Origin of the sequence: Rhodanobacter sp. FW021-MT20 (assembly GCF_041107475.1) — a bacterium.
Lineage (GTDB): Bacteria > Pseudomonadota > Gammaproteobacteria > Xanthomonadales > Rhodanobacteraceae > Rhodanobacter_A > Rhodanobacter_A glycinis.
Map to the genome: position 1 here is coordinate 15,525 of NZ_JBGBPX010000026.1, position 22,315 is coordinate 37,839.

20 protein-coding genes are annotated in these 22,315 nt (G+C 64.3%); 9 read left to right on the top strand and 11 right to left on the bottom strand.

What is annotated here, in order from left to right:
* Nucleotides 1-52: 52 nt before the first annotated feature.
* Together AB7849_RS18230 and AB7849_RS18235 are read left to right on the top strand one after the other, a co-directional pair.
* Nucleotides 53-694, top strand: coding sequence for a 4'-phosphopantetheinyl transferase family protein (locus AB7849_RS18230; RefSeq protein WP_037100297.1), 642 nt, complete (start codon nt 53-55; stop codon nt 692-694).
* A 45-nt stretch (nt 695-739) separates the two neighbouring features.
* Nucleotides 740-1,483, top strand: a complete 744-nt coding sequence (locus tag AB7849_RS18235) for a pyridoxine 5'-phosphate synthase (protein WP_008212485.1) — start codon at nt 740-742, stop codon at nt 1,481-1,483.
* A gap of 234 nt (nt 1,484-1,717) precedes the next feature.
* Here AB7849_RS18235 and AB7849_RS18240 read toward each other — a convergent pair whose 3' ends face one another.
* The 5 genes from AB7849_RS18240 to AB7849_RS18260 all read right to left on the bottom strand — a co-directional run bounded on the left by AB7849_RS18240 (nt 1,718) and on the right by AB7849_RS18260 (nt 5,543).
* Nucleotides 1,718-2,128, bottom strand: coding sequence for an ExbD/TolR family protein (locus AB7849_RS18240; RefSeq protein WP_037100288.1), 411 nt, complete (start codon nt 2,126-2,128; stop codon nt 1,718-1,720).
* A gap of 5 nt (nt 2,129-2,133) precedes the next feature.
* Nucleotides 2,134-2,565, bottom strand: coding sequence for an ExbD/TolR family protein (locus AB7849_RS18245; RefSeq protein ID WP_037100290.1), 432 nt, complete (start codon nt 2,563-2,565; stop codon nt 2,134-2,136).
* Nucleotides 2,566-2,576: 11 nt separating this feature from the next.
* Nucleotides 2,577-3,335, bottom strand: coding sequence for a MotA/TolQ/ExbB proton channel family protein (locus AB7849_RS18250; RefSeq protein WP_037100292.1), 759 nt, complete (start codon nt 3,333-3,335; stop codon nt 2,577-2,579).
* A gap of 47 nt (nt 3,336-3,382) precedes the next feature.
* Nucleotides 3,383-4,042, bottom strand: a complete 660-nt coding sequence (locus AB7849_RS18255; RefSeq protein ID WP_092705272.1) for an energy transducer TonB — start codon at nt 4,040-4,042, stop codon at nt 3,383-3,385.
* A 205-nt stretch (nt 4,043-4,247) separates the two neighbouring features.
* Nucleotides 4,248-5,543 (bottom strand): tetratricopeptide repeat protein, encoded by a 1,296-nt coding sequence (locus AB7849_RS18260; RefSeq protein WP_175481608.1) that lies wholly within the window; start codon nt 5,541-5,543, stop codon nt 4,248-4,250.
* Nucleotides 5,544-5,645: 102 nt separating this feature from the next.
* Between AB7849_RS18260 and AB7849_RS18265 the strand changes: the two genes are divergently transcribed.
* A complete protein-coding gene (locus AB7849_RS18265) occupies nt 5,646-5,960 on the top strand; it encodes a hypothetical protein (protein ID WP_369501497.1) in 315 nt (104 codons plus the stop codon).
* Nucleotides 5,961-6,033: 73 nt separating this feature from the next.
* Here AB7849_RS18265 and gyrB read toward each other — a convergent pair whose 3' ends face one another.
* The 4 genes from gyrB to dnaA all read right to left on the bottom strand — a co-directional run bounded on the left by gyrB (nt 6,034) and on the right by dnaA (nt 12,456).
* Entirely contained in the window at nt 6,034-8,463 is a 2,430-nt protein-coding gene (gene gyrB / locus AB7849_RS18270) for a DNA topoisomerase (ATP-hydrolyzing) subunit B (RefSeq protein ID WP_008211798.1), read from the bottom strand.
* 113 nt (nt 8,464-8,576) lie between these two features.
* Complete coding sequence (recF, locus tag AB7849_RS18275; protein WP_037099970.1) at nt 8,577-9,662, bottom strand: DNA replication/repair protein RecF; 1,086 nt, start codon at nt 9,660-9,662, stop codon at nt 8,577-8,579.
* A 90-nt stretch (nt 9,663-9,752) separates the two neighbouring features.
* Complete coding sequence (gene dnaN, locus AB7849_RS18280; protein ID WP_008211803.1) at nt 9,753-10,853, bottom strand: DNA polymerase III subunit beta; 1,101 nt, start codon at nt 10,851-10,853, stop codon at nt 9,753-9,755.
* A 274-nt stretch (nt 10,854-11,127) separates the two neighbouring features.
* The gene (gene dnaA, locus AB7849_RS18285; protein ID WP_369501499.1) at nt 11,128-12,456 is read right to left on the bottom strand and encodes a chromosomal replication initiator protein DnaA; all 1,329 of its coding nucleotides are present in this window, start codon (nt 12,454-12,456) and stop codon (nt 11,128-11,130) included.
* 204 nt (nt 12,457-12,660) lie between these two features.
* On the opposite strand from dnaA, the gene rpmH reads away from it, so the two are divergent.
* The 5 genes from rpmH (at nt 12,661) to AB7849_RS18310 (ending at nt 18,441) form a co-directional block, all read left to right on the top strand.
* Nucleotides 12,661-12,795, top strand: coding sequence for a 50S ribosomal protein L34 (gene rpmH, locus AB7849_RS18290; protein ID WP_008211413.1), 135 nt, complete (start codon nt 12,661-12,663; stop codon nt 12,793-12,795).
* A 14-nt stretch (nt 12,796-12,809) separates the two neighbouring features.
* Nucleotides 12,810-13,190 carry a ribonuclease P protein component gene (rnpA, locus tag AB7849_RS18295; protein WP_008211412.1) on the top strand — a complete coding sequence of 127 codons (381 nt, stop codon included), beginning with the start codon at nt 12,810-12,812 and terminating at the stop codon, nt 13,188-13,190.
* A 61-nt stretch (nt 13,191-13,251) separates the two neighbouring features.
* Nucleotides 13,252-14,997 (top strand): membrane protein insertase YidC, encoded by a 1,746-nt coding sequence (yidC, locus tag AB7849_RS18300; RefSeq protein ID WP_092705277.1) that lies wholly within the window; start codon nt 13,252-13,254, stop codon nt 14,995-14,997.
* Nucleotides 14,998-15,259: 262 nt separating this feature from the next.
* Nucleotides 15,260-16,603 (top strand): tRNA uridine-5-carboxymethylaminomethyl(34) synthesis GTPase MnmE, encoded by a 1,344-nt coding sequence (mnmE, locus tag AB7849_RS18305; RefSeq protein WP_369501500.1) that lies wholly within the window; start codon nt 15,260-15,262, stop codon nt 16,601-16,603.
* A gap of 320 nt (nt 16,604-16,923) precedes the next feature.
* Nucleotides 16,924-18,441, top strand: coding sequence for a SulP family inorganic anion transporter (locus tag AB7849_RS18310; protein WP_008211117.1), 1,518 nt, complete (start codon nt 16,924-16,926; stop codon nt 18,439-18,441).
* Nucleotides 18,442-18,501: 60 nt separating this feature from the next.
* On the opposite strand, the gene rbsK is transcribed toward AB7849_RS18310, so the two are convergent.
* On the bottom strand, nt 18,502-19,398 hold the full coding sequence (gene rbsK, locus AB7849_RS18315) for a ribokinase (RefSeq protein WP_008211119.1): 897 nt from the start codon (nt 19,396-19,398) through the stop codon (nt 18,502-18,504).
* Nucleotides 19,399-19,633: 235 nt separating this feature from the next.
* Between rbsK and AB7849_RS18320 the strand changes: the two genes are divergently transcribed.
* Nucleotides 19,634-20,335: a glutathione binding-like protein gene (locus AB7849_RS18320; protein ID WP_008211121.1), complete on the top strand. Its 702-nt coding sequence runs from the start codon at nt 19,634-19,636 to the stop codon at nt 20,333-20,335.
* A 55-nt stretch (nt 20,336-20,390) separates the two neighbouring features.
* Here the strand turns inward: AB7849_RS18320 and AB7849_RS18325 are convergent, their stop codons facing one another.
* A complete protein-coding gene (locus AB7849_RS18325; RefSeq protein ID WP_008211123.1) occupies nt 20,391-22,109 on the bottom strand; it encodes a ubiquinone-dependent pyruvate dehydrogenase in 1,719 nt (572 codons plus the stop codon).
* Nucleotides 22,110-22,315 lie beyond the last annotated feature (206 nt).

Consider the following 22,315-nt stretch of genomic DNA (forward strand, 5'->3'; position numbering starts at 1 on the left):
TCCACGCCACAGCGGCTTGTGCCCGATGGCCCCCGTCCGGCAGCATGCGCGCATGCAAGCAGCGGAAAGCCGGACATCGTCGAAAGTAGCAGAGCCCCTGCACGATGACGAGATTCACGTGTGGTGGCTGGATTACCGGCGCGAACACGGCCGCGCACCGCTGCGCGCGCTGCTCGCCGGCTATCTGGGCGCCGTGCCGGAAATGCTCGCCTTCGTCGAGGGTGAACATGGCCGCCCGTCGCTGGCCGAGCCGCACGGCGCGCTCGCTTTCAACTGGTCGCACAGCGGCGATCACGCGTTGCTGGCCATCGCACGCGGCATCGTGCCGGGCATCGATCTGGAACGATTGCGCCCGCGCCCGCGCGCGATGGACATCGCACGGCGCTATTTCTGCGTCGAGGAAACCGAGGCACTCGCCGCGCTGGGGCCGCAACAGCGCGACGATGCCTTTCTGTCGCTGTGGACAGCCAAGGAAGCCGTGCTCAAGGCAACCGGCCGCGGCATTGCCTACGGCCTCGACCGGCTGCAGTTCACCGTGCCGCCGGCCCCTTCGCGATTGCTGCGACTGGATGGCGACGACGCCAGCGCCTGGCAGCTGCAATCGCTGGTGCCCGCCAGCGGCCATGTCGCCAGCCTGGCCTGGCGCGGTCCCGCCCGACGCATCCGCCTGCTGACACTTGCCGGCGCCAGCTGAACGGCGCAGTGTTGGCGGCCAACGCGACATTTCATGCCAGTCACCATGACCCTGCTCAGCGTCAACCTCAACAAGATCGCCGTGTTGCGCAACTCGCGCGGCGAAACCGAACCGGACATCATTCGCGCCGCCCACACCTGCATCGAGGCGGGCTGTGGCGGCATCACCGTGCACCCGCGCCCGGACCAGCGGCACGTGCGTCCCGAGGACGTGCGGGCGCTTGCTGTGGCGTTGCGCGGTCGAGTCGAATACAACATCGAAGGGAATCCGTTCGCGCCGGCGCGCGGCAGTTATCCCGGTTTGATTGAGCTCGCCCGCGAAGTGCGTCCCACCCAGGTCACCCTGGTCCCCGACGCCGACGGCCAGCTCACCTCCGATCACGGTTTCGACCTGGCGCACGATGCCGAGCGCTTGCGTCCGCTGGTGGCCGAACTGCGTGAGCTCGGTTGCCGGGTCAGCTTGTTCGTTGATGCCGGTGCGCGAGGTTTCGAGCACGCCACGGCGCTTGGTGTGGAGCGGGTCGAGATCTACACCGGCCCTTACGCTCGCGCCTTCGCCGACGGCGATGCCCGCCTCCAGTTGGAGCAATGCGTCGAAACCGCCCGCCGCGCCCAGCAAGCCGGGTTGGCGGTGAATGCCGGCCATGACCTGAGCCAGGCCAATCTGGGCACCTTCCGCGCGGCGATTCCGGGGCTTGCCGAGGTGTCCATCGGCCACGCCTTGATCGGGGAAGCGTTGTACGACGGCCTCGCCGCGACCGTTCGCCACTATCTGCAGATCCTCGCCTGAAAACATCCCGGGGATTGTTTCGGGGCAAGCACGACTGGTCCGGATGTTGACCGGAATCGTAGGAGCGTGGGCGTGAGGCTCTTGGCCGGAATATCGCGAAAGGCTTTTCGCGCACAGGGTGCGCTCCTACCAAGCTCCGGCAAAGCCGTCATCGGTCGCGCCGGGCTCCACAAACAACAACCCCCGCATAGGGCGGGGGTTGTTGCGGGTAACGCTTGACTTGCTTGCGGGCAATTACTGACCGTTGTCGGTGAATCCGATCTTGGTCAGGTTGTAGCTCTTGGCATCGGCCAACACCTTGGCCACGTACTGATAAGCCACGTTGCTGTTGCCGTCGACCTGGATCTCCGGCTGCTCGGTCTGCTGGGCAATCACGGCCATCTGCGCGCGCATGCCCAGCTCGTCCACCGGCGAATCGTTCCAGTAGATCTGACCACCCTGATCGATCTTCAGGTGGATCGGCTCTTTCGGATTGTCCGGGTTGTGAACGTTCGGGTTCGGCTGCGGCAGATCGATCTTCACTTTCTGGCTGACGATCGGCGCGGTGATCATGAAGATGATCAGCAACACCAGCAACACGTCGACCAGTGGCGTGACGTTGATATCCGCCATCGCGCCCTTGCTTCCGCCTGTACTCATGGACATGGGCTTTACTCCTGGGCCTGGCCGGCAGGCCGGGTCGTCATGAAGCCGACATGCACCATGCCCGCATTCTTCGCTTCACCAAGCATCTTGCGCACGATCTTCCACTGCGTGTCCTGGGCGGCACGGACCTGCAACTCGGGCTGCGGAGCCATGCTGGCGTAGACGGCGAACTTGGCTTTCAGCTCGGACTCGGTCACGGGGTTGTCGTTGAGGTACATGCTGCCGTCATCCTTGATGGCCAGGTCAACCGGCGGCACGCCCTGCCCTTCGGTATCCGCCTTCACCTCGTGGGTGCTCGGCAACGTGACCGTCACGGTGTGCGACATCAGCGGCGCGGTGATCATGAAGATGATCAGCAACACCAGCATCACGTCGACCAGCGGCGTGACGTTGATGTCCGACATCGCGCCGCCATTGCCTCCGGTACTCATCGACATGGGTCAGTCCCTCACTTGCTCTCGACGCGCGAGCCGGTTGCGAAGAAGTCGTGCAGGTCATGCGCGAATTCGTCGAAACGGGCGTAGGTCAGGCGGTTTGCGCGGCTGAAGAAGTTATAGGCGAACACGGCCGGGATAGCGGCGAACAGACCGAATGCGGTCATGATCAGCGCCTCACCGACGGGGCCGGCCACCGCTTCCATCGAGGCATTGCCCGACGCGGAGATGCGGATCAGCGCGTGGTAGATGCCCCACACCGTACCGAGCAGACCGACGAACGGTGCAGCGGAACCGACGGTGGCGAGCAGCGTCATGCCGCCTTCCAGGCGCAGGCTTTCACGATCCACGGCCTGACGCAGCGCGCGATCGATGAACTCGGAGCGGCTCAGCGACTCGGCCAGACGACCACCGGCGGCAGCCGCCGAAGCCTGCTGGTGATGGGCCACGGCCGAAGCCGCGTCCAAGGCGATCTTGGAGAACGGTTCGCTCTTGGGCTGGGCTTCCAGCTCACGGATCGCGTCCTGGGTGGACGAGTTGGCCCAGAAGCCATCAATGACACGGTCGGCGCGGCTGCGCACCATCGAATTGCGAATCGCGTTGGCAATGATGAAGTACCACGAGGATACCGACATCACGCACAGCGTGATCACCACGACCCAGCCAAGCGGGTCTTCGTGACGAAGGAACTGGCCGACGCCCATCTGCTGCATGGCAGCGGCGGCGGAGTTGGCCCCTGCGGCGGGGGAAACAGCATCTTGAAAGAAGAACATAACGCTACCCTTGGGAAGTCAAGCGTGAACTGTAACTGTAATCGGAATTACAGCTGATTGAGGGAGAAATTGACCGGCACGCGAGCGTAGCCTTCAACCACCTTGCCATTCTTTTTCTCTGGATTGAAACGCCAACGACGTACGGCATCCATCGCCGCGCGATCCAGCTCGCGGTAACCGCTGGACTTTTCCACCTTCACGTCCTTGACGGAACCGTCCACACCGACCAGCACCAGCAGCGTTACCGTACCCTCGTGCCGCTGACGCATGGCCTGTGGGGGATAGCGCGGCTTGATCTGATTGTTATAGCTCAGATCCTGGCTTGCCGTGATGTCCTGCGGCGGTGCGGGCGGAGCCGGAGGAGCCGGCGGCGGCGCAGCCACTGCATTGTTGGACTGTTCGGTCACCGGCGGCGGCGGAGCGGGCGGCGGCGGCTGCGGCGGCGGGATCACCTGCTTGATGATCTTCGGCGGCGGCTGCTTTGGCGGTTCCGGCGGCGGCGGCGGCGGGGGAGGAGGCGGCGGCGGCGGCTCGATGAAGCTCACCTGCACGATCTGGTCTTTCTTCACTTGCGGGGCCTGGGGCGGCCCGGCTGGCGCGATCAGCACGATGAACGCGAACGCGTGCAGAGCAACTGCGAACGCGATGGCGATCGTGCGCCCCCAACTGAACGGCTTTGGACCGTAATTTGAGTTACTTGAGGCCATCTGTCACTTTCGATCAGGAGCTTGTCAGCGGAATGACGAGTCGCAGCACCCATCGGCAAACTGCATCACATGATGGATGACATTTGCCACTGGACAATGCGGGAAGATTATCAACGGTACAACAGCACATGGCGTTTGTATAGCGTCGGAAAGACTATCAAATGGACGTCCATTCTGCCTCGCCGACAGCGCTGCCATGGGCTCCTTACTTGACGCCGGCCTTCTTCAACCAGGCCTTGGCCTTGCCGGCCGTGGCCGGGTCCTGCGCGGCCTTGCGCATGGCTGCAATCGCGGCAGGCTTGTCCTTGAGCCCGCGGTTGGCTTCGGCCAGCATCATGTAGGCCATGCCGGTGTGCTGCACGCCCTTGTCGATGCCTTGCTGGATCAGGCTCTTTGCCTCGCGATACTTGTTCTCGGTCATCAGGACCTGGCCGGCGCGCACCGCGACCTCGCCATCCTTCGCCATCGGCATGGCCTTCTTGTAGGCCGCCAGTGCCTGGCTCTGCTCGCCACCGATCAGCGCGGCATCGCCAAGCAACTTGTAATTGTCATAGCTGGGGGTGACCACGCCCTTGCCCATGCCGTCGTTGAGCACGGCAATGGCCTTGTCGGCGTCGGGCTTGGGATCGGACGAAGAGTTCTGCCCGGTGATCAGGTACAGCTTGGCCAGGTTGACGTACTGCTTTTCGGTCTTGAGATTGCCCTTGGCGCGGGCATCCTCCATCACCTTGATCGCCTCGGGATACTTCTGCGCCTGCATCAGCACGGCGACGGCGTTGTTCAGGGCGTCGGGATCGTTCGGGTTGGCGGCCAGCTGCTGCTGTGCCAGGTCGGCAGCCTGACCGCTCTGGCCGGATTCGGCATAGCTGGCCATCAGGATCTGGTTCCACGAAGCCTTGGGCTTGCTGTCCGGCATCGCCTGCGCCTTCTTGATCGCCGCGATCGCCTCGGGGTACTTCTGCAGGCGGTAGTAGGCGTTGCCTTCCAGCGCATAGGAATCCGCGGTTTCACGCTTACCTTCGGCGCGCCACTTCTCCACGGTATCGATCGACTTCTGGTACTGCTGGTCGGCCAGGTAGAACTGGGCCAGTTCGTACTGCAGCTGGAAATAGGTGTCGTTCGGCATCACGCCATCGGCCAGCGCCTGTTGCAGCAGGTTGATCGCGCCCTTCACGTCGCCGCCGTTGTAGGCCACGCTGGCCATGCCCTGCATCGCCAGCGCCTTGGCGTACTGGCTCTTGCTCTTGTCGATGATCGGCTGCAGCAGTTCGGTGGCCTTGGCCTTGTCGCCGCTGTTGGCCGCCGTCAGGCCCTCGTTGAGCGCCTTCGATTCCTTCTCGCTGGTCAGATCGAGCTTCGGCGCGGTACGCGTGGCATTGGGATAAAGCGAGGCAGCCTTTTCCTTGGACTCCGAATGGCTCCGGGCGATAGCAGGAGCACTGGCCAGTGCCAAGGCCAGAGCGGCGCCAGTCAGCATCGTGGTCAAGGGAGCGTGTTTCATGGCCATCCTCTGTGTCGGGTTCACGCACAAGTTGTGCGGGGGGTCCCGGAGATTAACCCGAGCCGGCATTCCATAACAAGTTGCAACGCGGCATCCATGCCCATGCAAATCAATCACTTGCAGAAAAGTTTCCATACGCAGGCGCATCTTTCGCAGAAATTTGCCTCATGGCCTCCATGCTTCGGCCTCACATCAGGCAAGAACGTGCCACCGGTTGCCGGAACATCATGCATTAATGCGTTATTGCGTCATGAAAATTCAACGGCTGTGACGATGACAGCGCTGGCATCGTCGATCCGTGAAAATGTGGGGATGGCGTCCAATGGTCGTCGACGACGTCGGAATATTTCGATGCAAACAGGCGACGGCCAGGCCACTTGGGCGCGGGGCATCCGCGCACGGCGTCGGACTGCATGATCGGGCGCCCATGGCCCTGATGGTGACGCGTTTCCCCTTGGACATACCAAGGGGAAACGCAGGCCGACCTCGATCAGATGTCGAGGTTGGCGACCTTCAGCGCATTGGCCTCGATGAACTCGCGACGCGGCTCCACCGCTTCGCCCATCAGCATGGAGAACATCTGGTCGGCGACGAAGGCGTCCTCGATGCCGACTTGCAGCATGCGACGGGTTTCCGGATTGACCGTGGTCTCCCACAGCTGTTCCGGGTTCATTTCGCCGAGGCCCTTGAAGCGCTGGATGGTCCGGCCCTTCTTGGCCTCCTCGAGCAGCCAGTTGCGCACGTCGGCAAAGGACAACACGCCACGCGAGGCATTGCCCCGGCGCACCACCGCATCGGCCTGGATCAATCCGGCCAGCTGCCGGCTCAGGTTGAGGATGGGCCGGAATTCCGCGCCACCAAAGAACGGCTGCGGCAGCAACAGGATATGGCTGAGACCATGCTGATCGCGGATCACCTCGATCGCGGCCGGCTGTTCGTCCTGCGCCGGGCGCAGCGACAGGCGATAGCGCGGCTTGCCCAGTCCGCTGCTGGCCAGGCGCTGTGCCACGCCGTCCAGCCAGCCCTGCATCGCCGCCGGGTCAGTCCACAACTCCGGACTGATCGGAGTGTGCTCGAGCAGCGCGATCAGCACGCTGGTATCGAAGCGATGGCCGAGGCGCTCGATCTGGTCGAGTGCGGTCTGGTAATCGCGCAGCAGCTTCTCCAGCACCTCGCCGGTGATCGCCGGAGCGTTCGGGTCGGCCACCAGCTCGGCGTTGTCCACCGCGTTGGAGATCAGGTACGCGTTGAGCGCCGCGTCGTCCTTCAGGTACAGCTCCTGCTTGCCCTGCTTCAGCTTGTACAGCGGCGGCAGGCCGATATAGACATGGCCGCGCTCGATCAGCTCGGGCATCTGGCGGTAGAAGAAGGTCAGCAGCAAGGTGCGGATGTGCGAACCGTCCACGTCGGCATCGGTCATGATGATGATGTGGTGGTAGCGCAGCTTGTCGGGGTTGTAATCCTCCTTGCCGATGCCGGTGCCCAACGCCGTGATCAGCGTGCCGACCTCGGCCGAGGACAACATCTTGTCGAAGCGCGCCTTCTCGACGTTGAGGATCTTGCCCTTCAACGGCAATACCGCCTGGGTCTTGCGGTTGCGCCCCTGCTTGGCCGAGCCGCCGGCGGAGTCACCCTCGACCAGGAACAGTTCGCACAGCGCGGGATCCTTTTCCTGGCAATCGGCCAGCTTGCCGGGCAGGCCGGCGATGTCCAGCGCGCCCTTGCGGCGAGTCATCTCGCGCGCCTTGCGGGCGGCCTCGCGGGCACGCGCGGCGTCGACCACCTTGGAAGCGATGGCCTTGGCCTCGCCCGGATGCTCCAGCAGGAACTCGCCCAGTTTCTCGTTGACCGCCTGCTCCACCGCGGTCTTCACCTCGGACGAAACCAGCTTGTCCTTGGTCTGCGAGGAAAACTTGGGGTCCGGCACCTTCACCGACAGCACGGCGATCAGGCCTTCGCGCATGTCGTCGCCAGTGGGCGCGACCTTGGCGTTCTTGGCCAGGCCTTCCTTCTCGATGTAGTTCTGCAGCGAGCGGGTCAACGCGGCGCGGAAACCGGTGAGATGGGTGCCGCCATCGCGCTGCGGGATGTTGTTGGTGAAGCAGAACATCGTCTCGTTGTACGAGTCGGTCCACTGCATCGCCACTTCCACCGTGATCCCGTCCTGCTCGGCCACCAGGCTGATCACATTGGGATGCAGTGTGCTTTTCAGCTGCGCCAGGTGCTGCACGAACGAACGGATGCCGCCCTCGTAGGCAAACGTGTCGTTGCGCCCTTCGCCGCGCTCGTCCTTCAGCTCGATGGTGACGCCGGAGTTGAGGAAGGCCAGTTCGCGCAGGCGCTTGGCCAAGATGTCGTAATGAAACTCGATGTGGGTGAAGGTCTGCGGGCTGGGCAGGAAGCGCACCAGCGTGCCGCGACGCTCCGACGGGCCCACTTGCTTCACCGGATACAGCGGTTCGCCCAGCGAGTATTCCTGCTGATATTCGTAGCCGTCACGGAAAATGGTCAGCCACAGGTGGTCGCTCAGCGCGTTCACCACGGAAACGCCCACGCCGTGCAAGCCACCGGACACCTTGTAGGAATTCGCATCGAACTTGCCGCCGGCATGCAGCACGGTCATCACCACCTCGGCGGTGGAGCGCCCCTCTTCCGGGTGTATGTCCACCGGAATGCCCCGGCCGTTGTCGCTGACGCTGACCGAGCCGTCGTCGTGGATGATCACCACCACGCGGTCGCAATAGCCAGCCAGGGCTTCGTCGATGGAGTTGTCGACGACTTCGAACACCATGTGATGCAGGCCGGTGCCGTCATCGGTATCGCCGATGTACATGCCCGGGCGCTTGCGCACCGCCTCGAGGCCCTTGAGGACCTTGATGTTGCTTGAGTCGTAGTGCGATTCGTTCTGCGGTTCGTTCATGCGTCGACAGTTCCCTGGCAGCAGCATCGTGACCGACGACAGGACCGAGCCGTCGGGCGTGATGTATTCCCTTGATTATAGCAGGGGTATGCCGCTAGCCCCGGCGCGCCGGATCAGGCCGGTCCAGCCGGCAGGATCCGACCATGTTCCACGTGGAACACATGCGCTGGCAGCGCGGCGAGTGGCGCGGGAAGGTCGGTCCCCGTCACCAGGATCTGTGCCCCGCTCGCCTGGAGCTGTGCCAGCACAGCCTCCTGATGCGCCTGATCCAGCTCGGAGGCCAGATCATCCAGGCACATCAGCGGCCATTCGCCGCGACGTTCGGCATGCAGGCTGGCTTGGGCCAGCAGGCAGCTCAGGGCCGTGAGCTTTTCCTGACCGCGGGACAGATGTTCGCGCAACGGCGCATGTTCGAAACCGATCGACCAATCCGCACGATGCGCACCCGCAGTGGTGTGGCCCCGGGCAAGATCCCTTCCCCGCTGTTCCGCCAACTGCTCGCCAAGATCGCGCTCATCGGACCAGCCCCGTCGATAACGGCAATCCAGCGCACCCAGTTCGGGAAGCAGGCTATGTGCCTGCGACTGCAGGTGGGGAAGCAGATCATCCAGATAGCGTCGGCGCCATGTGTCGATGAGGTTCGCGGTCTGCGCCAGCTCGGCCTCCCACGGCAGGAACAACGACGCTTCCGCAACCGGTTGGCTTCGCAGCAGGCTGTTGCGCTGCTTCAGCGCCCGCTGGTAACGCCGCCACGCCAGCAGGAAATCATGTTCCACGTGGAACACACCCCAATCGAGGTAGCGCCGACGCTCGTCGGCAGCCCCGGCAATCAGCGCATGCGAACCCGGCTCGAAGCACACCACGGCGCACGCCTGTACAAGTTGCCCCAGACTCCCCTTCTCGCCATCGATGCGGGCTTCCCAGCGGCTGCCGTTTCGACCGAGTCCGAGCCGGACGGCGTGCCCGTCGGCATGGCGCCATTCGCCGAACACGCTGAGGGCGTTTTCGCCTCGCTGCAGCAGGGCTTCGCGCGCACCGCTGCGAAAAGAGCGGCCGTGTGACAACAGGAAGGCCGCTTCCAGCATGCTGGTCTTGCCCGCACCGTTGGGGCCGATGAGCACATGCAGCCCGTCCGACAGGCTCAGTTCGACCTCGGTCAGGCAGCGCAAGCCCTGGATACGCAAGCGTTCCAGTTTCACGAATGCGTGCCCCGCATAAGGCAACGCCGGAACCGAGGACGGTTCCGGCGTTGCGCTGACGGCGCTAGCCGAGGATCAGGCACGTGCAGGTCAGAGCCGCAGCGGCATGATCACATGGCGGGATTCTTCGTTGTCGTCTTCCTGCACCAGGCAGCTGGACTGCGCATCGCGCAGGCTGAGGCGTGCCTTGTCGCCACGCAACGCGGCCAGTGCGTCCAACAGGTAGCCGACGTTGAAACCCACCGAAAGGTCGGAAACCACGGTGTCGGCTTCCACCTCTTCCACGGCTTCTTCCTGCTCGGGATTGTGCGCCACGAGTCTCAGCTTGCCCGGCGACAGTTCGAGCTTCACGCCGCGGTATTTCTCGTTGGACAGGATCGCCGCGCGCTGCAGGGCACCGCGCAGCACTTCGCGATCCAGCGTGGCGTGCTTGTCGGCACCCAACGGAATCACCGCCTCGTAATCCGGGAAACGACCGTCGATCAGTTTCGAGGTAAACACCACGTCGCCACGGCGAACGCGCAGGTGATTGCGGCCGAATTCCAGTTCGACCATGCCGTCACCGGTTTCGAACAAACCGACCAGCTCGTTGACGCCCTTGCGCGGAATGATGATCTGGCGCCGCGAGGAAACCTTGCTGTCCAGCCGGGTTTCCTTCAATGCGAGACGGTGGCCGTCGGTGGCCACGCAGCGCAAGGTGTGTTCCTGCAGATCCAGCAACATGCCGTTGAGGTAGTAGCGCACATCCTGGTTGGCCATGGCGAAGGCGGTGCGCTCCATCAGTTCGCGCAGCACTTCTTCCGGCAGCGAAACCTTCTCGACCAGTTCGATCTCGTCGATGGTCGGGAATTCGCTGGCGGGCAGCGTGGCCAGGGTAAAGCGGCTGCGTCCGGCGCTCAGCGCCACGCGATCGCCATTGAGCTTCATGTCGATACGCGCGCCATCAGGCAAGGCGCGCACGATGTCGAACAGCTTGCGTGCCGGAATGGTGATGTCGCCGTCTTCCAGCTTTTCGGCTTCAGTGGAGGCCACCATCTCCACTTCCAGGTCGGTACCCGTCAGCGACAGCCGACCGTCAACGACCCGAACCAGCAGGTTGGCCAGCACGGGCAGGGTTTGGCGACGCTCGACCACACCCACGACTTGCTGGAGCGGCTTGAGCAGAACTTCTCGTTGGATGCTGAATTGCATGATATGCGCGTCCCCTACACTGCTGTTCTGTTCTTTAAAAGAAGTATTTGTTGTTGCTGTTGGTGCCGTGGATAACTCGAATTTCAAATTTTCTCGTTGTTTTTCAATAGATTAGACGAAAAACAAGCTGTGTCTCAAAGGCCTTGGATCTTGTGCGCGGTTTGTGGATAAATTTGCGGCTCGATCCATCCACCTATTATCCACAGCTTACCCCGGTTTGGTTCAAGGCTTTATGCCCAACCGCACCGGAAATCGCCTGCCGGTCTGCCGCGGATCAACCGGTGAGGATGCGGATCAGCTGTTCCCAGTCCTGTCGCATGCGCGGATCGGTCTCGCAGAACTTGCGGATCGTGCGGCAGGCATGCAGCACCGTGGTGTGGTCGCGGCCACCGAAGGCCTCGCCGATTTCCGGCAGGCTGTGGTCGGTCAGTTCCTTGGACAGCGCCATCGCGATCTGCCGCGGCCGTGCCAGCGAACGCACGCGGCGCTTGGACAGCAGCTCCTGCAGGCGCACGTTGAAGTAGTCGGCAGTGATCTTCTGGATGTTCGGGATCGTCACCGCCTGGGCGTGCGTGGCCAGCAGGTCGCGCAGGGTTTCCTCGGCGAACGCGGTGGTGATCGGCTTGCCATAGAAGTTGGCGCGCGCCGCCAGCGTGTTGAGCGCGCCTTCCAGGTCGCGCACGTTGGAGCGGATGCGCTTGGCCAGCAGCATCGCCACGTCCTCGCTCACATCCACGCCCTTGTCGTGCGCCTTGGACAGCAGGATCGCCGCGCGCGTCTCGAAGTCCGGCGGCTCGATCGCCACCGACAGCCCCCAGCCCAGCCGCGACTTCAGGCGCGGTTCCAGCTTGTCCACTTCCTTCGGATAGCGGTCGCAGGTGAGGATGATCTGCTGCTTGGATTCGAACAGCGCGTTGAAGGTGTGGAAGAACTCTTCCTGCGTGGTGTCCTTGCCGGCGAAGAACTGAATGTCGTCGATCAGCAGCGCGTCCACCGAGCGGAAGCGGCGCTTGAACTCGTCCATGTTCTTGGTGCGCAAGGCCTCGATCATCGAGCCGACGAACTGCTCCGAGCGCAGGTACATCACCTTGCAGTCGGGCTTGTGCTCGCGCATCAGGTTGCCGGCGGCATGCATCAGGTGGGTCTTGCCCAAGCCGGTGCCGCCGTACAGCAGCAGCGGGTTGTAGGCGCGGCCGGGGTTCTGCGCCACCTGCATCGCGGCGGCCTTGCCGAGCTGGTTGGACTTGCCTTCGACAAAGGTTTCGAAGGTGTAATGCGGGTCCAGGTTGTGCGCGAACGGCGCGGCCGCGGGCGCGCTCACCGTGGCACGCGAGGGCGCGGCGGCCTTGGGCGGCAATGGCCGCGCGCTGGACCCCACGTCCAGTCGCACCGATTGCGGCTGTCCGGTGAGCTGGCTCAGCACGGTCTCGATGCGTGCGAGATAGCGTTCGCGCACCGTGTCCAGGGTGTAGGAGTTGGGCGCGTACAACTGCAGGCCGGTCTCGTCTTCACGGGCCTGCAGCGGCATCAGCCAGGTATGCAGGTCCTCGGCGTTCAATTCGCCTTCCAGGCGCTCCAGACAGCGTCGCCACAAATCACTCATGAATAATCGTCCAACCACGGCAGGGGGCGCTTGTGCGCCAGGTGGACGGCGAAGTCTAGCAGGACGGGGAGTGCTTCCGGATGGAATATCCACACAACTGTCCACAAGCCTGTCCACAGCCGCCGGCACGGTTTGTTTGACACTGATACGGCCGGCCCGGCATACTCGCAAACCTTTTTCACCGTATCGAACCCGGAGTACGCCATGAAGCGGACCTTCCAGCCCAGCAAGCTCAAGCGCGCTCGCACCCACGGCTTCCGTGCCCGCATGGCCACCGCCGACGGTCGCAAGATCCTCAATGCCCGTCGCGCCAAGGGCCGCAAGCGCCTGATCCCGTAAGCGGCCTGCATTTCATGCGTGCCGCCGGCCTGCCGCGCGAAGCGCGGCTTCGCCGCGCCGCAGATTTTGCCGCCATGCGACAAAGCAGCGGCCGCCTCGGCGGTCGCTGCTTTGCTGTGCGCTATCGTCCGAATGGATTGGGTGAGGCCCGCTTGGGCCTGGCCATTTCCAAACGCGTGTCCAAGCGCGCCGTCGAGCGCAACCGCATCAAGCGCCTGCTGCGTGAATCCTTCCGCCGCGTGCGCCACCAATTGCCGCCGATGGACCTGCTGGTGATGGCGCGCGAGCAGGCCGCCGGCCTGCCGGGGCCGGACTTGCTGGCCGAGATCGATGCACTGTGGCGCAAGCTTCCGGCGTTGAAGCCGCCCGGCGACGCCGCCACAATGGCGTGTTGACTCTTTCTTCCCATCTTCCGCGGCCTGTTGTCGCGGCACCCACGATCGGATCTGCTCCGCGATGAACCAGACGCGCACGTTCCTCCTGTTTGCCTTGCTGGCGGTGGCCTACTTCCTGTTCATGGCCTGGGAAAAGGACTACGGTCCGCACCCGCCGGCGCCCGCCGTGGCCAGCTCGGCCAGTGCCGCCGCGCCGGCCAGCAGTGACAGCGTCAGCGTGCCGACGGCCAGCGGCAGTGCCGCGGTGCCCGGTGCGACGAGCCCGGCGCCGGGCGCCGCACCGGCGATCGCCAATGCCCCGGCCAAGGTCGCGCCGTCGCAGCAGGTCACCATCAGCACCGACGTGCTGCGCCTGACCGTGGATACCCGCGGCGGCAGCATCGTGCGTTCGGAGCTGCTCGATTACCCGGTCACGCCGCGCACCAAGAAGAATCCGGACCCGGCGCCGATCCGCTTGCTGGACGAAACCCCCAGCCACTACTTCGCCGCGCAGGATGGCCTGGTCAGTGCCGACGGCCCGGCCCCCGATCACCGCGCGCTGTTCCAGGCCGCACAGACCAGCTACACGCTGGCACCCGGCAAGGATGTGCTGGTGGTCGACCTGACCTGGACCGATCCGTCGGGCCTCAAGGTGGTCAAGCGCTACACCCTGCATCGCGGCAGCTACGTGGTGGATCTGGATCAGCAGATCGACAACGGCAGCGCCAAGGCATGGAATGGCAATGCCTATCGCCAGCTGCAGCGCGTCGAGCCGCCGGCTCCGCACTACAGCAATTTCCTGGCACGCATTTCCGACCAGTCGCACTACGGCTTTTTCGGCGCCGCCTGGTACAGCCCCGAGCACAAGTTCAACAAGCTGGCCTTCGACAAGTTCGCCAAGGAGCCGCTGCACGCCAGCGCGACTGGTGGCTGGGTGGCGATGATGCAGCAGTATTTCGTCGGCGCGTGGATCCCCAAGGCCGGCGAAACGGACACGTTCTCCACCGCCGTGGTGAATGTCGGCAACACCTCGCGCTACCTGATCCGCAGCGTCGGTCCGCAGATCAGCGTGGCACCGGGCAAGCAGGGCGATACCAGCGCGCGTCTGTACGTCGGTCCCAAGCTGCCCGACGTGCTCGGCGCCACCGCACCCGGCTTCCAGCTCACCATCGACTACGGCATGTTGAAGATCTTCGCCGTGCCGCTGCACTGGGTGCTGGCCAAGCTGGACAAGCTCACCGGCAACTGGGGCGTGTCGATCATCCTGCTGGTGCTGCTGATCAACCTGGCCACCTACAAGCTGACCAACGCGCAGTACGCCTCCGCCGCCAAGATGCGCAAGCTCAAGCCGCGCATGGACGCCTTGAAGGAGCGTTACGGCGACGACAAGCAGAAGATGCAGCAGGCCACCATGGAGCTGTACAAGAAGGAGAAGATCAACCCGGTCGCCGGCTGCCTGCCGATGCTGATCACCATTCCGATCTTCTACGGCCTGTACTACGTGCTGCGTGACAGCGTGGAACTGCGCCAGGCGCCGTTCTTCGGCTGGATCCACGATCTGTCCGCCGCCGATCCGTACTTCGTGCTGCCCATCATCTACGCCGCCACCATGCTGATCCAGCAGCTGCTGATGCCGGCCGCCACCGGCATGGATCCGACGCAGGCGAAGATGATGAAGTTCATGCCGGTGATCTTCGCCGTGATCTTCCTGTTCTTCCCGGCCGGCCTGTGTCTGTACTACGTGGTCAACGGCTTGTGCCGCCTGGGCCAGCAGTGGTGGGTCACGAAGCGTTACGACGCGATGGACACCAAGGCCAAGACCGCCTGATGCGTTGCTTTTGCGATCATCCCTGATCGCGACGATCAAACGGGCGGCCGTTCCTGGCCGCACTTCTCAATTCAGGGAATCTCGAATAATCCTGCTGGATACGTCATTCCAGCGAAAGCTGGAATCCAGTGCCTTTGCTTTTCAACGGCTTGAAGTCACTGGATTCCGGCTTTCGCCGGAATGACGAAGTTTTTCGAGGTTCCCTTCGATGGAGCGGTCGCGTCGGGCCACCTGCGCGGCCGTCTTCGTTTACGCTTCCCGCATGAGCCAGCCCACCGACACCATCGCCGCCATCGCCAGTGCCCCCGGCGCCGCCGGTGTGGGCGTGGTGCGCGTGTCCGGACCGAGCGTGCCGCTGATCGCGCAGGCCCTGCTCGGCCGTGCGCCGCGGCCGCGGTACGCGCATTTCGTCAGCTTCCGCGACGCTGCCGGTGAAACCATCGATCAGGGTCTGTTGCTGCACTTCCCTGCTCCGGCCTCGTACACCGGCGAACACGTGCTGGAGTTGCAGGGCCATGGCAGCGCGGTGTTGCTCGATGCGTTGCTGCGCCGCGTGTGCGAACTCGGCGCGCGACTGGCGCGGCCCGGCGAATTCACCGAACGCGCGTTCTTGAACGGCAAGCTCGACCTGGCCCAGGCCGAAGCCGTCGCCGATCTCATCGCGGCGCGCTCGCAGGCCGGAGCGCGCGCTGCGCTGCAATCGATGGAAGGCGTGTTCTCGCGCAAGGTCGAGGTCTTGCTGCAGGCGCTGATCGCGCTACGCGTGCACATCGAAGCCGCGATCGACTTCCCCGAGGAAGAGATCGATTTCCTCGCCGATCCCGCGATCACCACACAACTCGAAAATCTGTGCGCCGACTTGCGCGAACTGCTGCGCGAGGCCCGCCGCGGCGTGCGTTTGAACGATGGCCTCAAGGTGGCCATCGTGGGCCGCCCCAACGCCGGCAAGTCCAGCCTGCTCAATGCACTGGCCGGCAGCGACCGCGCCATCGTCACCCCCGTCGCCGGCACCACCCGCGACGTGTTGCGCGAAAGCCTCAGCCTCGACGGCATCGCGCTGGAACTGGCCGACACCGCCGGCCTGCGCGAGACCGACGACGAAGTTGAACGCGAAGGCGTACGCCGCGCCCATGGCGAACTGCAGCGCGCCGACGTGGCGTTGCTGGTCACCACCGAGGCCGATGCTGACGCGGATCTGGCGTTCTTCGATGTGCTGCCCGCCGGCGTCGAACGCATGGTGTTGATCAACAAGATCGACCTCGGGCAGACCACCCCACGCGCGGAAATCCGTGACGGCATCGCCTGCCTGTGGGCTTCCGCGAAAACTGGTGCCGGCCTCGACACCCTGCGCGACCGACTGCGCCAACTGGCCGGAGCCGGCGGCGGCGAAGGCGCCTTCAGCGCACGCCGCCGCCATGTACTGGCACTGGAACAGGTCGGCACGCACCTCGATCACACCGCCCGCATCCTCGCCACCAGTCGTGCCGGCGAACTCGCCGCCGAGGAACTGCACCATGCCCAACACGCGCTGGGCGAAATCACCGGCAGCTACACCAGCGACGATCTGCTCGGCGCCATCTTCGGCTCGTTCTGCATCGGCAAATAGGTCGTAGAAACCATTCTCGGTAGACGCGTGGGTAGTGCTTGTCGTACCGGGGAACAGCCATGCATGGCGATATTCGCGCTGTTCGGCCCTGACGAAGCGCGAGGCAGCGTGCTCGATGTGTGCTGCTATGCAACAATAGAGGCTCTGCGCTTGATGAAAGATCGGTACTGCACCGGTCGCGGCTCTGCGCACCGGGCCTGTTTCGAGCGTCATTCATGCCGTCCCCGTTTCGGCGCCCTTGCACACGCGTGTGCTCCCTCCCTTCAGGTTCTGCCCTCACGTCGATGCGCGGGCAGGCTGACTTGTCCCGAGAATTCCCCGTGCCGTCATCGCTTGCCGAAACCAAGAACAACATCCTGTCGGGGCTCACTGTCGCGCTGGCGCTGGTGCCCGAGGCGATTGCCTTTGCCCTCGTGGCCCACGTCAATCCGCTGACCGGTTTGTACGCCGCATTCATCATGTGCCTGATCACGGCGATGCTGGGCGGACGCCCCGGCATGATTTCAGGCGCGACCGGTTCGATGGCGGTGGTGATGGTGGCGCTGGTGGCACAGCACGGCGTCGAATATCTGTTCGCCACAGTGGTGGTGCTGGGGCTGCTGCAGGTCGCGTTCGGCCTGTTCAAGTTCGGCAAGTTCATCCGCATGGTGCCGCACCCGGTGATGCTCGGTTTCGTGAACGGCCTGGCCATCGTGATCTTCATGGCCCAGTTGCATCACTTCAAACAGGTGGGTGCGGATGGATCGCTGCAGTGGCTGCACGGCTTGGCGATGTTCGTGATGCTGGGTCTGGTGGCACTGAGCATGGCCATCATCTACCTGTTGCCGCGCCTGACGCGCGCCGTACCGTCGGCGCTGGCGGCGATCATCATCGTGGCGTTGCTGACGCAAGTGGCCGGCATCCATACGCGCACCGTGGGCGACTTGGCCTCGATCAAGGGTGGCTTGCCGCCGTTCCATATCGCGGATGTTCCGTGGAATCTGGCGACCCTGAAAATCGTGTTCCCCTATGCGCTGATCCTCTCGATCATCGGCCTGACCGAATCGCTGCTGACGCTGAACCTGATCGACGACATGACCGAAACGCGCGGCCAGCCGAATCGCGAATGCGTGGCGCAGGGCATCGCCAACGTGGTCAGCGGTTTGTTCTCCAGCATGGGCGGCTGCGCGATGATCGGGCAGAGCATGATCAACGTGAATGCCGGCGCCACCCGACGTTTATCCGGCATCGTGGCCGGCATCGCGTTGTTGTGCTTCATCCTGTTCGCCTCCGGCCTGATCGAACGCATTCCGCTGGCCGCACTCGTCGGCGTGATGTTCGTGGTGTCGGAGAAGACTTTCGAATGGGGCAGTGTGCGCGTGTTCGGCAAGGTGCCGCGCGCGGATGCGCTGGTCGTCGTCACGGTGACGGTGGTGACCGTTTTCACCGACCTGGCGATCGCCGTTGTCGCGGGCGTGGTCATCTCCGCGCTGGTGTTCGCGTGGCAGCACGCGAAGCAGATTCGCGTGGACGTGCGTGATGACAAAGACGGCCGTCGCGTCTATGCCTTGCGTGGCGCGCTGTTCTTTGCATCGGCCGCGCAGTTCGCCGAGTTGTTTACCCCGCGCGATGATCCCGCCGACGTCATCATCGAATTCCGCGACGCCCGCGTCATGGATCATTCCGCGATCGAGGCCATCGATGCCTTGGCCGGCCGCTACCAGCAACTCGGCAAGCACCTGCATCTGCGCCACCTCAGCGAGGACTGCCGCGAATTGCTGCACCGGGCGCGCGACATGATCGAGGTCAACGTGATGGAAGACCCGCATTACCACCTGGCGGATGATCGCCTGGGTTGAACGGTATGATTTGATCGGCCCTGGAGGTTGCAGTACAGCGCAGCGACCCTGCCGATGTGATCAGCTTGCTTGCTGCGCCAGCAGGGCATTTACCTCGGTCAGTGCGGGCATGCCGCCCTGCGCGCCCAGCTTCGACACCGACAACGCGGCGGCGGCGCAGGCCTTGCGCACCGCCTCGGGCAGGCCTTCGTGCAGGAACACGGCCAGCGCGGCGTTGAACGTGTCGCCGGCGCCGGTGCTGTCGACCACATCGACCTTGAAGCTGGATTGATGCGCCGGTTCGCCCTGCTCGCGGTACCACGCGCCTTCGGCGCCGCGGGTGAGCACCACCGGGCAAGGGGCGCGTTGCATCAGCTGGCGAAAATCCTCGGCCGGGTCGGCGCCAAGCAGGGTCGCCAGTTCGAGCTGGTTGGGCGTGACGTAGCGCGCCAGCTTGAGCCAGTCGACGGGCAACTTTTGCGCGGGAGCCGGGTTCAAGATCACCGGCACGCCGAGGCGATGACCCAGGCGCAGCGTGGCTTCCACGGCATCGAGCGGGATTTCCATCTGCACCAGCACCGCATCGGCATGGGCGATGAGCTCGCGGGCGGCTTCCACGTGTGCGGGCGTGACGCGCGCATTGGCGGCGGGTACCACCACGATCTGGTTTTCGCCGTCGGCCACGCTGATCGAGGCGGTGCCGCTGGCGCAATCGTCCAGCCGCATCACATGGGACACGTCCACGCCTTCATCGCGCAGGCCCTCGTGCATCTGCGCGCCGAAGGCGTCGTCGCCCAGCGCACCGATCAGACTCACTTCCGCGCCGAGTCGCGCCGCCGCCACGGCCTGGTTGGCGCCCTTGCCGCCGTGCACGGTGAGAAAGCGTTCGCCAAGCAAGGTTTCGCCGGGCGCGGGAAAGCGCGTCGCCACGGTGACCAGGTCCATGTTGATGCTGCCGACGACGACGATACGGGTCATGCGTTTCCCTCTGGAGCGATGTTGGAATGCTTTCGACCCAGAGAGTAAACGCTGCGCCGACGGACGTGGCAAATCTGCAGGCGGTTCGAGCACTCGCGCGGCGCGCTGATCCATCGTTGATGGCCGATGCGAGCGGATGCGCCGATCCGATCGGCGCACCATCATCGCTTGCTGTTTACCTTGAAAGCGCCAGCATGGCCCCGAGTTTGAAGTTTCCCCGCGCTGGAGTTCTCCCATGATCGAATTGCATTACTGGCCTACGCCGAATGGCCACAAGATCACCCTGTTCCTCGAGGAAACCGGCCTGCCCTACGCCATCAAACCGGTGAACATCGGCCGCGGCGAGCAGTTTGCGCCGGCCTTTCTCGCCATCTCGCCGAACAACCGCATGCCGGCGATCGTGGATACCGAGCCGGCCGATGGCGGCGCGCCGATCAGCGTGTTCGAGTCCGGTGCGATCCTGCAGTATCTGGCGGAAAAGACCGGCCGCTTCTTGCCTACCGACTTGCGACGTCGGGTCGAGGTGCAGGAATGGTTGTTCTGGCAAGTAGGCGGGCTTGGCCCGATGCTGGGCCAGAACCATCACTTCAGCCGCTACGCGCCGGAGAAGATCCCCTACGCGATCGATCGCTACGTCAACGAGACGCGGCGTTTGTATGGCGTGCTGAACGGCCGTCTGGACGGCCGTGATTTCATTGTCGACAACGACTACAGCATCGCCGACATGGCGGCTTATCCGTGGATTGTTTCGCATGAGGCGCAGGGCATGGACCTGGCCGACTTCCCGCAGCTCAAGGCCTGGTTCGAGCGCATTCGCGAACGGCCGGCCACGCAGCGGGCCTACGCGGTGGGCGACACGATCAAGGACAAACTGGATCTGGCGAACGACGCGGAAGCGAAGCGGGTGTTGTTCGGGCAGGGGGCGGCGAAGAAGTAACTCCACCCTTCTCCTTCTCCCCTCCGGGGAGAGGAAGAAAACCCCGCGGCTGCGATCAATCCTCGAAGTTGCTGCGCAGCAGTTTTTCCACGTCGCCGCCGCGCCCGGCCAGCACGGCCTTGGCCGAATACAGTGCAGTGTGCAGCACTTGTCCCGGCTCGATCTTCGGCGGCATCACCAGTTCGTAGCGGTTGACCTTGACGTCGAGCAGCGCGGGACCGGGTTGCGCCAGCAGCTCGCGCACGGCGTCTTCCAGTTCATCAGCCTGCTCCACCCGGCGCGCATGGAAGCCGACGGCCTCGGCGACCTTGGCGAAGTCGGGGTTGAGCAGGTCGGTATAGCTGTCGAGCAGGCCGTCCACCTTCTGCTCCATCTCGACGAAGCCGAGCGAGCTGTTGTCGTAGACCACCAGTTTGACCGGCAGCTTTTCCTGGATCGCGGTGAGCAGGTCGCCGAGCAGCATGGCGATGCCGCCGTCACCGCACAGCGCGATCACCTGGCGTTGTGGAAACGCTTTCTGGATGCCGAGTGCCGAGGGCATCGCATTGGCCATCGTGCCATGCACCAGGCTGGTCAGCGTGCGTCGCTTGCCGTTGCTGTGGATGTGGCGCAGCAGCCACACCATCGGGCTGCCGCCGTCGGCGGTGAAGGCGGCATCCTCGCTGGCGTGCAGGTCGATGAGATGGGTGAGGTATTGCGGATGGATCAGGCCGTCCTTGCCCGGCTGTTCCTGTTCGGCGAGCTGTTTCAGGGTGTGCTCGCGATGTTTCAGGCTGTTGCGCAGGAAGGCGTGGTCCTCGCGCGCCTGCAGCCGCGGCAGCAGCGCGTCGAGGGTGGCCTTGATGTCGCCGACCACGCCGAGATCGACCGGGTGGCGACGGCCCAGGTGGGTGGCGTCGTTGTCCACCTGGATCAGGGTGGCCTCGTTCGGATAGAACTGGCTCCAGGCGAAATCCGCACCCAGCAGCAGCAAGGTGTCGCAGGCGTCGATGGCGCGGAAGCCGGACTCCACGCCGATGATGCCGGTCATGCCCATGTTGTACGGGTTGTCCGGCTCGATGAAATCCTTGGCGCGCGAGGTGTGCGCCACCGGCGCCTTCAACTTGTCGGCCAGTGCTACTACCTCGCGCTCCGCGCCTTCGCAGCCGGAGCCGCAATACAGCACCACGCGCTTGCCGGCGTTGAGCCGTTCGGCGACGGCGTCCAGTTCCGCGTCGGACGGGCGCAGGACCGGCTGCGGGCGATGCACGCTGAACGGCAGGCCTTCGTCCACCTCCATGTTCGCCATGTCACCGGAGACGATGATTACCGCCACGCCATGCCTGTTCAGCGCCGTCTGCGCGGCCAGCGCGGTCACGCGGCGCGCCTGCGCCGGTGAGTGGATGGGTTGGCAGAAATGGCTGCAGGTCTTGTAGATGGTTTCCAGGTCGACTTCCTGCGGGAAGTCCATGCCCAGTTCGCTGGTGGCGATCTGGGTGGCGATGAGAACCACTGGCGCGCGATTGCGGTGCGCCTCGAACAGGCCGTTGATGAAGTGCAGGCTGCCCGGCCCGCAGGCACCGGCACAGGCGGCCAGTTCGCCGCTGAGCAAGGCGTCGCCACCGGCCGCCATCGCGCCGGCTTCCTCGTGGCGCATGTGGATCCATTCGATCTCGCTGCGACGGACCGCGTCGGTGATGTGGTTGAGTGTGTCGCCGGCGATGCCGTAGCAGCGCTTCACGCCGGCTTGCTGCAGCGTTTCGACGATGATGTCCGCGACTTTCTTCCGGGCCATGCAAGCTCTCCACCAACGGGGCAAGGTTCCGATTGAACGGCACCGGCCGGAAAATCCGGGTGAATGCGTGCGGGGCTGTCCGTGGAAATCGCGTGTAGGAGCCCGTTCACGGGCGATGCTTCTGTCTTGCCGTCCGGCGGTGGAGTGCCAGAGCAACAGCATCGCCCGCGAGCGGGCTCCTACAACGGGAGAGCGGAGAGCGTGAG